Below are 12,592 nucleotides of genomic sequence, written 5' to 3'. Positions count from 1 at the left end.
GACTTGACCGGCGCTACGGAAAATGTAGCGTTCATGCTATCGAAATCGTAGCAAGGAGCCGGGCTCATGCCAAGGATCGCCCCGCTGGAACCGCCCTATCCGGCGGACATCCAGGCCAACTTCGACGCCATCATGCAGGGCGCGCCGCCGCTGGTGCTGTTCCGCACCCTGGCCACGTCGGAGCGGGCCTGGCGGAAGTTCCGGGCCGGCTCATTGCTGGACCGGGGGCCGCTCGGGCTGCGCGAGCGCGAGCTGCTGATCGACCGGACCTGCGCGCTGGCGGGCGCCGAGTATGAGTGGGGCGTCCATGTCTCGGCCTTCGCCGCGGCCGCGCGCCTGACGCCGGAGGAGGTCGCGGCCACGGCGGGCGAGGGCTCCGCGGCGGCCTGCTGGAGCCCGGCGGAACGTGCGCTGCTGGCCGCCGCCGAGGCTCTGCACGCCCGGGCGGCGCTGAGCGATGCGGAGTTCGCGGCCCTGCGCGCGCACTACGACGAGGCGCAGGTGCTGGAGGCGATCCTGCTCTGCGGCTTCTATCGGATGGTGTCGTACGTGGTCGGCGGCCTCGCCCTGCCGCTGGAGCCCGGCGCCGCGCGGTTCCCGGCCTGACGCTGGGCCTACTGCGACGCCGCGGCCTCGACCGTCTCGCGCAGGCCCTGGCGGGCCAACTCGTCGGCGCGCTCGTTGTGCTCGTGGCCGGCGTGCCCCTTGACCCAGCGCCACTTCACGTCGTGGCGGGCGCGGGCCTCGTCGAGACGGCGCCACAGGTCGTCGTTCTTGACGGGCTTGTTGTCGGCGGTCCGCCAGCCGCGGCGCTTCCAGCCGTGGATCCACTCCGAGATGCCCTTCATCACGTACTGGCTGTCGGTGTGCAGCTCGACCTGGCAGGGCTTCTTGAGGGCTTCCAGCGCGGCGATGGCGCCCATCAGCTCCATGCGGTTGTTGGTGGTGGCCAGCTCGCCGCCCGAGAGCTCCTTGGTCGTCGACCCGTGCATCAGGATCGCGCCCCAGCCGCCCGGGCCCGGATTCCCCGAGCAGGCGCCGTCCGTATAGATCACCACGCCCGGGGTCACGTTGCGGCCGGCGCCCCGAACAGGACGAGGTCGGGCGAGGACCGGTGGACGGCCAGCTTGCGCTCGTACTCCAGTGGGTCCTTGGGCCGGACCAGGGCCCCGGCCGGCGTCGCGCCCCAGTCGTGCAGGCGGGTCAGGAAGAAGCGCATGGCCGCGCCGTGCGCCAGCACCGGCAGGGCGGCGCGCTCGGCGTCGGACAGCGGGCGCAGGCTCTCGTAGCCGGCCAGGAACTGCCGCGCCGAGGTGATGTTGAAGCTGCCGTCCGGCTCGAAGCACCAGGCGTTCAGGGCGATCGCCACGTCGTAGGCGAAGGCGTCGACGCAGGCGAAGTAGAAGTCGATCGTCCCGGCGAACTTCGGCCCGGCGAAGAACACGTTGTCCGGGAAGTAGTCCGCGTGGATCACGCCGGTCGGCAGGCCCGTGGGCCAGCGCCGGGCCAGCATCTCCAGATCCTGGGCGATCACCTTGGACAGGCCGGGCTTCAGCCCCTCGGCCGCCGCGTGCAAATCCGCAAACAGCGGCCCCCAGGCGGCCTGGCCCAGGTCGTTCGCGCGCTGGCCGGGGAAGCCCGCCTGGGCCAGGTGCAGGCCGGCGAGGCCAGCGCCCGCCTCGCGGCAGTGCGCGGCGGTCGGCCGGCGGACCGACAGGCCGTTCAGGAACTCCACGATGGCGCAGGGCTTGCCGCGAACGGTCTTGATCAGGTCGCCGCGGCGGTCCGCCTTGGGCTCGGCCGACGGATAGCCGTGCCTGGCCAGCCAGCGCATCAGCTCCAGGAAGAACGGCAGATCGGCCGCGTTCACCCGCTTTTCGTAGACGGTGAGGATGAAGCGGCCGGCCTCGGTCTCCAGCAGGAAGTTGGAGTTCTCCACGCCTTCGGCGATGCCCTTGAACGCCAGGGGCGCGCCCAGGTCGAAGTCGGCCAGCAGAGTGGCGAGCTCGTCGTCGGTGATGTCGGTGTAGACCGCCATGGGCCCCCGATGGGGGAGGTCGGGCGGCCGGTCAAGGACGTTGCGCGCTTTCCGCCCGGGCGCGCGATTGTGCTACAAGACGAGGACCCTCACGGGAGGAACACATGATCGAGCTGAAGGTCGAGCGGATCGGCGACCGGGTGGCGGTCGTCCTCACGGAAGACGTGCTGAAGGCCCTCCACCTCAATGTGGGCGACACGTTGCAGCTGACGCCGTCGGGCGACGGCGGCCTGCAGGCCATGGGCCGGGAAGGCTGGATCGAAGATCCCCACGCCCGCGGCCGCGCCTTCCTGCGCCGCTACAACCGCACGTTCGAACGGTTCGAGGGCTGAGCTGACAGTCCGTAATACGTTTGTTATAACCTCCGGTGGAGGTTCCCGATGATCGCGCTGAAACTCACCCAGGTCGGCAATTCTGTCGGGGTCATCCTTCCTAAAGAGGCCTTGGCGAAACTCGGGGTCGAGAAGGGCGGCGTGGTCTATCTGACCGAGGCGCCCGACGGCGAGATGCGGATCTCCGCATACGATCCCGCCGTGGCGGAAGAGATCGCCATGGGCGAGGCCTTCATGGACGAGTATCGCGACACGTTCCGCGCACTTGCGAAATGACGGGCGAGCCCAACTGGGTTTCCAAGGCGGCCATCCTCGTTCTCCACGATCGGAGCATCGCTCTGCACGGCGGCGTGGCGGGGCTCCGTGACGAGGGGCTGCTGGAGTCCGCCCTGGCGCGTCCCGCCAATCGTTTCCACTACGAGGGCGAGGCGGACATCTGCACCCTCGCCGCGACCTACCTCGTGGCCGTGGCCGGCAACCATCCGTTTGCGGACGGGAACAAGCGCGCGGCGTTTCTTGCCGCAGGTCTGTTCCTGCGGAAGAACGGGCTGCGTCTGACGGCGGCCCAGCCGGAGGCGGCGCATCGGGTGCTGGCGGTCGCCGCGGGCGACCACGACATCGCCGCGCTGGCGGAATGGATCAGGGCGCGATGTGCGCCGGGGTCGTGAGACCCTAAGCCACCGCGCGGGGCAGTTTGAAGGTGACGGTCTCGCGGGCCGTGTCGATCTCTTCCACGGTGACGTCGAAGCTTTCGGCCAGGCGATCGATGACGCCCTGGACCAGCACCTCGGGCGCCGAGGCGCCGGCGGTGACGCCGACCGTCCGCGCGCCGTCGATCCACGACAGGTCCAGGGCCGAGGCGTCGTCAATCAGATAGGCCTCGGCGCCCGAGCGCCGTCCCACCTCGGCCAGGCGCACCGAGTTGGAGGAGTTCGCGCTCCCCAGCACCAGCAGCACCTGGGACCGTGCGGCGATGGCCTTCACGGCTTCCTGCCGGTTGGTGGTGGCGTAGCAGATGTCCTCCTTGTGGGGCGCGGCGATCTGCGGGAAGCGGGCGCGCAGCGCGGCGACGATCTCGGCGGTGTCGTCCACCGACAGGGTGGTCTGGGTGACAAAGGCGACGTTGGCCGGGTCGCGCGGCTGGAACGCCCGGGCGTCCTCCACCGTCTCGATCAGGGCCACGGCGCCCTCGGGAAGCTGGCCCATGGTTCCGACCACTTCGGGATGGCCGGCGTGGCCGATCAGCACGATCTCGCGGCCGGCGTCGAAGTGGCGGCCGGCCTCGACGTGAACCTTCGAGACCAACGGGCAGGTGGCGTCGAGGTACAGCATCTTGCGCGCCCTGGCGTCGGCAGGAACCGATTTGGGCACCCCGTGGGCCGAGAACACCACCGGCCGGTCCGCCGGGCACTCGTCCAACTCCTCGACGAAGACCGCGCCCAGCGCCTTCAGCCGGTCGACCACGTGCCGGTTGTGGACGATCTCGTGGCGGACATAGACCGGGGCGCCGTACTTCTCGATGGCCCGCTCGACGATCTGGATGGCCCGGTCCACGCCGGCGCAGAAGCCGCGGGGGCTGGCGAGCAGGACGGTGAGCGGCGGGCGGGTCGACATGGGGCGGAACCTAGTGCCGCATGGCCGCAATCGCTAGGCCGCGTTGCAGCCATAGTCCTCAGGCTGTACTTAGCGGCCTGACCCCGCGAACTCCTCGCGGGCCGATTTTCGAGACGCTTTTCCATGCGCCGCCAGATGCTCCTCGCCGCCGCCGTCGTGGCGGCCTTCACCGCCGTCCCGGCCATGTCGTATGCGCAGGGACGCCGCGACCCCGAGGCCGAGCAGCGCAAGCAGCAAGAAGAGGCGGCCAAGAAGCGCAGGCAGCGCGAGGAGTGGGGCGACAACCAGGCGCCGCTGCAGGCCCTGCGCAACGCCGGCCCGTGCCCGTTCGTGAAGTCGCTGTACGACGCCGCCCGCTACGTCGAGTTCAAGGAAGGCCGCGAGGCGTCGGCCAACGTCGCCTGGTCCGGCGAGATCCAGGGCATCTCGGCCGGCTGCCAGTACAAGGACGACGAGCCGATCCAGCTGCGGATGGAGGTGCTGTTCGAGGTGGGCAAGGGCCCGCAGGCCGAGAGCCGCCAGAAGACCTATCGCTACTGGGTGGCGGTGACCGACCGCAACCGCAGCGTTCTGGCCAAGGAGACGTTCGACCTGCCGGTGACCTTCCCCGAGGGCGAGGACCGGCTGTACGTCACCGAGAACATCAACAACATCACCATCCCGCGCGCGTCGATCGCGACATCCGGCTCGAATTTCGAGGTGCTGATCGGCTTCGAGGTGACGCCGCAGATGGCGGCCTTCAACCGCGACGGCAAGCGCTTCCGCCTGAACGTCGGCCAGGCGAGCACCACCCCGAACCCATGAGCGACCTGAAATCGGCCCTGGGCGAGGCGGTCGCGGCCGCCTTCGCCGCCATTGGCGCGCCTGCCGAACTCGGCCGGGTCACGCCCTCGGACCGCCCCGACCTCGCCGACTTCCAGTCGAACGGCGCGCTGGCGGCAGCCAAGCGGCTGGGCAAGAACCCGCGCGAGATCGCCACGGCCGTGGCGGAGAAGCTGGCGGGCGATCCGCGGCTGAGTTCGGTGGAGATCGCCGGGCCGGGTTTCATCAACCTGAAGGTCGCCGACGCCGCCCTGTCGGCCCGGGCCGACGCCATCGCCGCCGATCCGCGCGCGGGCGCCGAGACGGTGGCGCACGCCCGCAAGGTGATCGTCGACTACGGCGGCCCGAATGTCGCCAAGCCGATGCACGTGGGGCACCTGCGCGCCTCGATCATCGGCGAGAGCATCAAGCGCCTCTATCGATTCCGCGGCGACACCGTGGTGGGCGACGCCCATTTCGGCGACTGGGGCTACCAGATGGGCCTGCTGATCGGGGCCGTGATGGACGAGCACCCCGACATCGCCGCCCTGGTGGAGACGCTGGACGACAAGGACGCGCCGATCCCGGCGGCCTTCGAGAAGATCACCCTGGCCGACCTCGACCGGCTCTACCCCCTGGCCGCGGCCAAGGGGAAGGAAGACCCGGCCTACCGCGACCGCGCGCGCAAGCTGACCGCCGACCTGCAGGGCCACAAGCCGGGCTGCTACGTGCTGTGGCGCCAGTTCCGCGCGGTGACGCAGGTGGCGCTGGAGCGCGATTTCCATGCCCTGGGCGTGGATTTCGACTGGTGGAAGGGCGAGAGCGACGCCGATCCGCTGATCGAGGGCATGGTCGCCGAGCTGGACGCCAAGGGCCTGCTGGTCGACGACCAGGGCGCGCGGATTATTCGGGTGGCGAAGGAGGGCGACAAGCGCGAGCTGCCGCCCCTGCTGGTCGTCTCGTCCGAGGGCTCGGCGATGTACGGGACCACGGACCTGGCCACCATCCTGGACCGCAAGCGCCAGTTCGGGCCGGATCTGGTCATCTATTGCGTCGACCAGCGCCAGGCCGACCACTTCGAGATCGTGTTCCGCGCGGCCTATCTGGCCGGCTATGCGACCGAGGGCCAGCTGGAGCACATCGGCTTCGGCACCATGAACGGGACCGACGGCAAGCCCTTCAAGACCCGCGAGGGCGGCGTCCTCAAGCTGAACGACCTGATCGAAATGACCCGGACCAAGGCGCGCGAGCGCCTGCACGAGGCGGGGCTGGGCGAAAACCTGCCCACGGAAGAGTTCGAGGAGATCGCGGGCAAGGTCGCGGTGGCGGCGCTGAAGTTCGCCGACCTCCAGAACTTCCGCGGCACGTCCTATGTCTTCGACCTGGACCGCTTCACCAGCTTCGAGGGCAAGACCGGACCCTATCTGCTGTACCAGGCCGTGCGGGTGAAGAGCCTGCTGCGCCGGGCCGCCGACGAAGGCGCCCAGGCGGGGCCGGTCACCGTGGCCGAGCCGGCCGAGCGCGACCTGGTGCTGACCCTGGACGCGTTCGACGCCGCCCTGACCGAGGGCTACGACAAGAAGGCGCCCAACGCCCTGGCCGAGCACGCCTACCGGCTGAGCCAGGCGTTCTCGAAGTTCTACGCCGCCTGCCCGATCATGCTGTCGGAGCCGGCGGTCAAGGCCTCGCGCCTGACCCTGGCCGGCGCCACCCTGCGGCAGCTGGAACTGGCCCTGGACCTGCTGGGGATCGCCACGCCCGAGCGCATGTAACAGCGTTCATCCTGCGGTCAGGACCGGGCGGCTATCTGCCCCCGTCCTGGCGCGCGGTTTGCACGCCCGTCGCCAGGAAGCCCCGATCCTGGACAGGACAACGTGACAAACGACGACATCACCCGGCAGATTGGCCGCAGGCTCGCCGAACGGCGCCGCGACCTGAACCTCTCGCTGGCCGACGTCGCCGAACGCTGCGGCGTCAGCCTGCAGCAGATCCACAAGTACGAGCGCGGGCAGAGCACGATTTCGGCGCCGATGCTGTACCGGTTGTCCCGATGCCTCGGCGTGCCGGTCGGCTACTTCTTCCAGGATCTGGAGGCCTTGGCCCGAGCCGAAGCTTGAGGGACCTAAAAAGGGATGCCCCCGATCCGGGGCTGTGAGGATCGGGGGCTTTGGGGCTGTGACGGGGGGCTGGATGTCTCACCGTCGACGAGAAAACTTCAACTGACGCGAGAAGGTTTCCTCGGGTGAGGATTATTTTTTCGGAGGTCCCGTCGGCCTCAACGCTAACGTCGGAAGCCCGACTGTAGCGGCGCCATTGCAGGGCGGCCCGCCGACTGCTCATGTCGCCCCATGCCCGAGGCGTTCGTCATCCGTCCCGCCATCTCGTCAGACGACATCAGCGCAGTGGCGGCGCTGTTCCAGGCCTACGCCGCCTCCCTGCCCGTGGATCTTGGCTACCAGGACTTCGGGTCCGAACTCGCCGCCCTGCCGGGAAAGTACGGACCGCCGGCCGGGGCGCTGCTGCTGGCGCGCGGCGCCGGGGACGCGCCGCTCGGATGCGTGGGCCTAAGGCCGATCGCGCCGGCCGGCTGCTGCGAGATGAAGCGGCTCTATGTTTCGCCCGCCGGACGGGGCCTGGGGCTCGGCCGGGCGCTGGCGCAGGCGGCCGTAGGTCGGGCCAGGGCGATCGGCTATACAGAGCTGCGCCTGGACACCTTGCCGGACATGGCGTCGGCGATCGGGCTGTACGAGCGGATGGGGTTCGCCCGGATCGCCCCCTACTATGCCCCCACGCCGCCCGGCACGATCTTCATGGCGCTGACCCTGTAGGAAGGAAGAGGCCATGCGCATGGTCCTGCGGCAGCCGCGGACGCTCCTCGTCGCCGAGGCTTGCGAGCCGACCGAGCCCGGGGCCGGCGAGTTGCGGTTGCGCGTCCGCGCCTGCGGCGTCTGCCGCACGGACCTGCACGTGGTGGACGGCGACCTTCCGCCGCGCCGGGCCGCCATCGTGCCGGGGCACGAGATCGTGGGCGTGGTGGAGGCCGTCGGCCCCGGGGTCGAAGGCGTGGCGCTGGGCGAGCGGCGGGGCGTGCCCTGGCTGGGCGGGACCTGCGGGATCTGCCCCTACTGCCGCGAGGGCCGCGAGAACCTTTGCGACGCGCCCGAGTTCACCGGCTGGACCCGCGACGGGGGCTATGCGTCCACCGTCATCGCGCGGGCGGACTATTGCTTTCCCCTGCCGCCAGGCCTCACCGACGAAGAGGCGGCGCCGCTGCTCTGCGCCGGCCTGATCGGCTACCGGGCCTGGCGCCTGGCGTGCGCGGACTGGCCGGTGCGGCGCCTGGGCCTCTACGGCTTCGGGGCCGCGGCCCATCTGCTCGCGCAACTCGCCATCCATGAGGGCCAGGCCGTCCATGCCTTCACGCGGACCGGCGATGAGGCGGCGCAGTCGCTGGCCCGCGGGCTGGGCTGCGTCTGGGCGGGCGGATCGGAGGATGCGCCGCCCGACCCGCTGGACGCGGCGATCATCTTCGCGCCGGTGGGCGAACTGGTCCCCCTGGCGCTGGCCGCGGTGCGCAAGGGCGGCACGGTGGTCTGCGGGGGCATCCACATGAGCGACATCCCAAGCTTTCCCTACGCCCGGCTGTGGGAGGAGCGGCGGCTGGTCTCGGTGGCCAACCTGACGCGGCAGGATGCGCGCGAGTATCTGCCCCTGGCCGCCGCGGCCCGGGTGCGCCCGCACGTGCGCCGCTATCCCTTGGCCGAGGCGAACGCGGCCCTGGACGACCTGCGTCGCGGCGCGTTCACGGGCGCGGCGGTGCTTATCCCCTGACGCCGTTCAGTGGGTGCGCGGATAGATGACGCTGACGAGGCCGCCGCCGAAGGGCGCGCTGCCGATCCGGGCGTAACCGCCGAGCTGCCGCGCCAGGGCCTGGATCGCCCCAAAGCCGTTGGAAGGTTCCGCGGGCAGGTCGTCGGGCATGCCGATGCCGTCATCGCGGACGGTCAGGACCAGCCGGCCTTCCTTCTCGGCCAGCTTGATCCAGATGTGACCGTGGCGGCCCTCGGGAAAGGCATGCTGCAAGGCGTAGGCGATGGCCTCGCCGGTGATGGTCTTGATCGGCGCGAGCTCGGAGGCCGGGAGACGCAAATCCGGGGCACATTCGACCTGGACGTCGCGCAGCGGGCTGGAAGAGGCGGTCGCGAGGCCCGCCAGGGCGGGAAGGGCCAGGGCCGAGGACTCGGCGAGGGGAGCTGGGTTGGTCATCGGATCACGCATCGTTGAGGAGAGGAGTCGCGAGTCCGGCGTCCTTCAGCCGGTCGCTGGCCGCGCGGCTGCAGATCTCCAGGCAGTCGGTCATCAGAGCCGAGCCGGCGTCGAAGGCGGCCAGGGGCGTGGCGCAGGTCGTGAGCCGGCTGAGATAGTTCATCCAGGCCGTGGAGGCGCACGCCCAGGCGCCCATGGCCTCGCAGGCGAAGGCGTAGCCGTCGACACCCCACGCCTGGACCCAGGGCCCGAGCGCATCGCGCGTCGCGGCGTCAAAGGGTGCGGGGGTCTTCGAGGTCGTCGCGGACTGGACAGTCATGGCCGGTCTCCCGTTGCGGGCCGACCGTGCGCCTCCGGGCCATCTACGCCTTGACCTCGATCAACGGCCCTATGCGGATACCGCGTCGCCGTGGCTGGCCGGGAGGGCCTTGGTGGCGCAGACGCGGGCGAGGTCGCCCTCGCTGGGCGCGGTCGAAAAGCCCAGGGCGCGAGCCAGGTCCAGCATCCGGCTGTTCTCCCGCGCGATATCGCCCCAGACCTCGCGCAGCCCCCGGGCCGCGGCGTAGTCGAGCACCGCCTGCAGCAGGATGCCGCCCAGGCCATGGTGCTGGCGGTCGCTGCGCACCATCAGCGCGAATTCCGCCGTCTCGCCCTCCGGGTCCTCCACGAGGCGGCCCACGCCGAGGAGGTCGCCGGCCGCCGTCTCGGCCACGAAGGCCATGTGACGGTCGTAGTCGATCTGGCAGAGGCGAGTGGCCAGATCCTCATTGAGATGCCCCATCCCGCTGCAGAAGCGCAGATGGATGTCTTCGGGCGTGCAGCGGTCGACCATCTCGATCAGTCGGGCGACGTCGGAAGGCCGGATCGGGCGCAGGCGCAGGGCCTCGCCGTCGGCCACGATGTCCCGGGCCAGGTGCTCGGGGTAGGGGAGGATCGCCGGCCGGGCCGTGGCGGCGTCGGGCCGGCGCACCGCGATGCGTGCGTCCAGCGCCAGGGCGCCCTGCGCGTCGCAGAGCACGGGGTTGATGTCGAGCTCGGCGATCTCCGGAAGGTCGGTGGCGAGGCGGCCCAGGGCCACGAGCACCGCCGCCAGGGCGTCCAGGTCGGCCGCGGGCCGGTCGCGGTAGCCGGCCAGCAGGCGCGACACCCGGGTCTGGCCGATCATGTCCCGGGCGAGGGCGGCGTTCAGGGGCGGCAGGCCGAGCGCGCGGTCCGCCACCACCTCCACCGAGACGCCCCCGTGGCCGACGACCACCACCGGGCCGAAGGTTGGATCGCGGACCAGGCCGGCCAGCACCTCCTGGGCCTTGGGCCGCGAGATCATCGGCTGGACCAGGAAACCCTCGAGACGGGCGTCGGGTCGGGCCGCGGCCAGCCGGTCCAGCATGGCCTGGGCGGCCTGTTCCACGGCCTGCGCGCCGCGCAGATCGAGCAGGACGCCGCCCACGTCGGACTTGTGGCTGATGTCCGGCGACTGGATCTTCAGGGCCACGGGATCATCTACGCCGATGGCCGCCGCCGCCTCGCCGGCTTCCGCGGGCGTACGCGCCAGGCGCGCCGTCGCGGTCGTGATCCCGTAAGCCTGGAGCACGGCCTGGACCTCGAGGGGGGCGAGCGCCGCCCGTCCCTCGGCCAGGGCGCGCTCGACGATCTCCCGGGCGTGGGCGAGGTCGGGCGGACCGGCGGCGCCGTCGGGCGCCTCCAGAAGCAGCGCGTGCAGCGCCTGCGCGCGGCCCCAGCCGGCGAAGGCGCGGACGGCGGCCTCGGCGGTGGGATAGGTCGGAACGCCGGCGGCGGTCAGGCGGGCGCGGCCCAGGGCGACGCTGGGCTCGCCGAGCCAGGCGGCCAGCACCGGCTTGCGGCTCCGGGCGGCGGTCCGGGCGGCGATGACCGCGTCAGCCGCTTCGCCGCTGTCGGCCACGGCCGTGGGGCAATTGATCACCAGCACGGCGTCCACCTCGGGCGCGGCCAGCAGGGCGCCCAGGCTGCGCCCGTAGAGGCCGGGGCCGGCGTCGCCCAGGATGTCCACCGGATTGCCGACGGCGCCGTGTGCGGGCGCGAGGCCCCGCAGGGTCTCCTGGGTCGCCGGCTCCAGGTAGGCGAGCCTGGCCCCCGTGCGCTCCAGCGCGTCCACCGCCAGCACGCCGGCGCCGCCGCCGTTGGTCAGGATCGTCAGGCCACGGGCCGGGGGCGGGCGGCCGTCGGCGAAGACCAGGGCGGCGTCCAGAAGGTCGTCCAGGCCGTCCACCTGCAGAACGCCCGCGCGGCGGAAGGCGGCGGCGTAGACGTCGTCGGCGCCGGCCAGGGCCCGGGTGTGGGAGAAGGCGGCCTTGGCGCCGGCGCGGCTGCGGCCGCCCTTCAGCAGGATCACGGGCTTGGCCCGGGCCGCGTACCGCGCCGCGCTCATGAACTTGCGCGCATCGCGCAGGCTCTCGACGTAGAGCATGATGGCGCGGGTCGCCGGGTCCCGGCCCAGGAAGTCGAGCAGGTCGCCCACGTCCACGTCGAGAGAGTCGCCCAGGGTGACGACGTGGCTGAATCCCAGGCCGTGCGGCGGGGCCCAATCGAGCGCGGCCGCCGCCACCGCGCCCGACTGGGCGACGAGGGCGAGGCCACCGGCGGGCGGTGTGCTGCGGGCGAAGCTGGCGTTGATCCCGTGGACCGGCGACAGCAGCCCCAGGCAGTTCGGGCCGACGATCCGAAGCAGGTGGGGCCGCGCCGCGTCGAGGATGGCCTGGCGGCGGGCGGCGCTGTCGGGATCGTCGCCTTCGAAGCCGGCGCTGATCACCACCGCGGCCCGGCACCCCCGGGCGCCCAGCTCGGCGATCACGCCGGCGATGGTGGGCGCAGGCGTGGCGACAACGGCCAGGTCGGGCGCTTGCGGCAGGGCCGCGATCGACGGGAAGACCGTGCGGCCGTGCACCGGCCGGCCCTTCGGATTGACGAACAGCAGCTCGCCGCGGAAGCCGCCGCCCAGGAGGTTGGCGGCCAGCACCTCGCCCACCGAGCCGGCGCGGTCGCTGGCGCCGATGAGCGCGATGCGCCTGGGCGCGAACAGGGCTTCGAAGTTTCTGGTGGTCATGCGCGGCTCATGACGCCTCTAACGGCCGGCGTCCTTGATCGGGCGCAAGCGGCCCCGTTGATCTGGATCACGGTCCCCAGCCTGCCAGGCGGGTATGTCGGCCCGATGATGGCGCTCATGACATACGCCGCCGGCGGCCGGCGACGATCGCTGGGCGCCCTGCTTGCGGCGCTGGCCCTCGCGCCCGCGGCGCGCGCCGCCGCCGATCCGCCGTTCACGGCCGCCGAGCGGGTGATCATCGGCGCGGCGCTGGGGCTGGAGGATCGCCGCTTCGATCTCGACGATCGGGCGCTGTCGGGCCGCATCCTCGCCTATGCGCGGGTGGAGACGGGCCAGCGGGTGCGCCCGTCGCGGATCGATTCCGACTGGGCCCTGGCGCCGCCGGTGCGCGACCTGGCGGCCGAACTGGCGGCGGCGCGCGCGGCGGGGCGGCTGGATGCCTGGCTCGGGGGACTGGCC

General features: G+C 71.7%; 16 protein-coding genes. 10 read left to right on the top strand and 6 right to left on the bottom strand.

Annotated elements, in window-relative coordinates; all coding sequences use genetic code 11:
- Nucleotides 1-66: 66 nt before the first annotated feature.
- Nucleotides 67-606 carry a carboxymuconolactone decarboxylase family protein gene (locus AX721_RS11435; protein WP_068876138.1) on the top strand — a complete coding sequence of 180 codons (540 nt, stop codon included), beginning with the start codon at nt 67-69 and terminating at the stop codon, nt 604-606.
- 8 nt (nt 607-614) lie between these two features.
- On the opposite strand, the gene rnhA is transcribed toward AX721_RS11435, so the two are convergent.
- Entirely contained in the window at nt 615-1,070 is a 456-nt protein-coding gene (gene rnhA, locus AX721_RS11430; RefSeq protein WP_068876137.1) for a ribonuclease HI, read from the bottom strand.
- Nucleotides 1,067-2,038: a homoserine kinase gene (thrB, locus tag AX721_RS11425; RefSeq protein ID WP_068876136.1), complete on the bottom strand. Its 972-nt coding sequence runs from the start codon at nt 2,036-2,038 to the stop codon at nt 1,067-1,069. The genes rnhA and thrB overlap by 4 nt, the downstream gene beginning before the upstream one ends.
- Before the next feature lie 104 nt (nt 2,039-2,142).
- Here thrB and AX721_RS11420 point away from each other — a divergent pair, with 104 nt between their 5' ends.
- The 3 genes from AX721_RS11420 to AX721_RS11410 are packed head-to-tail and all read left to right on the top strand — an operon-like array spanning nt 2,143 to nt 3,038.
- Nucleotides 2,143-2,370, top strand: a complete 228-nt coding sequence (locus AX721_RS11420) for an AbrB/MazE/SpoVT family DNA-binding domain-containing protein (RefSeq protein WP_068876135.1) — start codon at nt 2,143-2,145, stop codon at nt 2,368-2,370.
- Between the two features lie 48 nt (nt 2,371-2,418).
- The gene (locus tag AX721_RS11415; protein WP_068876134.1) at nt 2,419-2,646 is read left to right on the top strand and encodes an AbrB/MazE/SpoVT family DNA-binding domain-containing protein; all 228 of its coding nucleotides are present in this window, start codon (nt 2,419-2,421) and stop codon (nt 2,644-2,646) included.
- On the top strand, nt 2,643-3,038 hold the full coding sequence (locus tag AX721_RS11410) for a type II toxin-antitoxin system death-on-curing family toxin (RefSeq protein ID WP_068876133.1): 396 nt from the start codon (nt 2,643-2,645) through the stop codon (nt 3,036-3,038). The genes AX721_RS11415 and AX721_RS11410 overlap by 4 nt, the downstream gene beginning before the upstream one ends.
- Before the next feature lie 4 nt (nt 3,039-3,042).
- Here the strand turns inward: AX721_RS11410 and ispH are convergent, their stop codons facing one another.
- Complete coding sequence (ispH, locus tag AX721_RS11405; RefSeq protein WP_068876132.1) at nt 3,043-3,984, bottom strand: 4-hydroxy-3-methylbut-2-enyl diphosphate reductase; 942 nt, start codon at nt 3,982-3,984, stop codon at nt 3,043-3,045.
- Between the two features lie 123 nt (nt 3,985-4,107).
- On the opposite strand from ispH, the gene AX721_RS11400 reads away from it, so the two are divergent.
- The 5 genes from AX721_RS11400 to AX721_RS11380 all read left to right on the top strand — a co-directional run bounded on the left by AX721_RS11400 (nt 4,108) and on the right by AX721_RS11380 (nt 8,616).
- Nucleotides 4,108-4,788 (top strand): Tat pathway signal sequence domain protein, encoded by a 681-nt coding sequence (locus AX721_RS11400; protein WP_068876131.1) that lies wholly within the window; start codon nt 4,108-4,110, stop codon nt 4,786-4,788.
- On the top strand, nt 4,785-6,557 hold the full coding sequence (argS, locus tag AX721_RS11395) for an arginine--tRNA ligase (protein WP_068876130.1): 1,773 nt from the start codon (nt 4,785-4,787) through the stop codon (nt 6,555-6,557). The genes AX721_RS11400 and argS overlap by 4 nt, the downstream gene beginning before the upstream one ends.
- A 102-nt stretch (nt 6,558-6,659) precedes the next feature.
- Entirely contained in the window at nt 6,660-6,902 is a 243-nt protein-coding gene (locus tag AX721_RS11390; RefSeq protein ID WP_068876129.1) for a helix-turn-helix domain-containing protein, read from the top strand.
- 231 nt (nt 6,903-7,133) lie between these two features.
- Nucleotides 7,134-7,613 carry a GNAT family N-acetyltransferase gene (locus AX721_RS11385; protein WP_068876128.1) on the top strand — a complete coding sequence of 160 codons (480 nt, stop codon included), beginning with the start codon at nt 7,134-7,136 and terminating at the stop codon, nt 7,611-7,613.
- Between the two features lie 13 nt (nt 7,614-7,626).
- Entirely contained in the window at nt 7,627-8,616 is a 990-nt protein-coding gene (locus AX721_RS11380; protein ID WP_068876127.1) for a zinc-dependent alcohol dehydrogenase family protein, read from the top strand.
- A 6-nt stretch (nt 8,617-8,622) separates the two neighbouring features.
- Here AX721_RS11380 and AX721_RS11375 read toward each other — a convergent pair whose 3' ends face one another.
- From AX721_RS11375 to AX721_RS11365, 3 genes are all read right to left on the bottom strand, one after another.
- Nucleotides 8,623-9,051 (bottom strand): ATP-binding protein, encoded by a 429-nt coding sequence (locus tag AX721_RS11375; RefSeq protein WP_068879300.1) that lies wholly within the window; start codon nt 9,049-9,051, stop codon nt 8,623-8,625.
- A 4-nt stretch (nt 9,052-9,055) separates the two neighbouring features.
- The gene (locus AX721_RS11370; RefSeq protein ID WP_068876125.1) at nt 9,056-9,370 is read right to left on the bottom strand and encodes a hypothetical protein; all 315 of its coding nucleotides are present in this window, start codon (nt 9,368-9,370) and stop codon (nt 9,056-9,058) included.
- Nucleotides 9,371-9,439: 69 nt separating this feature from the next.
- Nucleotides 9,440-12,133 (bottom strand): GNAT family N-acetyltransferase, encoded by a 2,694-nt coding sequence (locus tag AX721_RS11365; RefSeq protein ID WP_068876124.1) that lies wholly within the window; start codon nt 12,131-12,133, stop codon nt 9,440-9,442.
- A 117-nt stretch (nt 12,134-12,250) separates the two neighbouring features.
- Between AX721_RS11365 and AX721_RS11360 the strand changes: the two genes are divergently transcribed.
- On the top strand, nt 12,251-12,592 hold a 342-nt coding region (locus AX721_RS11360), incomplete at its 3' end, for a hypothetical protein (RefSeq protein ID WP_156467136.1).

This window comes from Phenylobacterium sp. CCH9-H3 (assembly GCF_001557235.1).
Lineage (GTDB): Bacteria > Pseudomonadota > Alphaproteobacteria > Caulobacterales > Caulobacteraceae > Phenylobacterium.
Note: the sequence above shows the minus strand (reverse complement) of the source record. Positions and strands in the feature narration are given on the sequence as shown.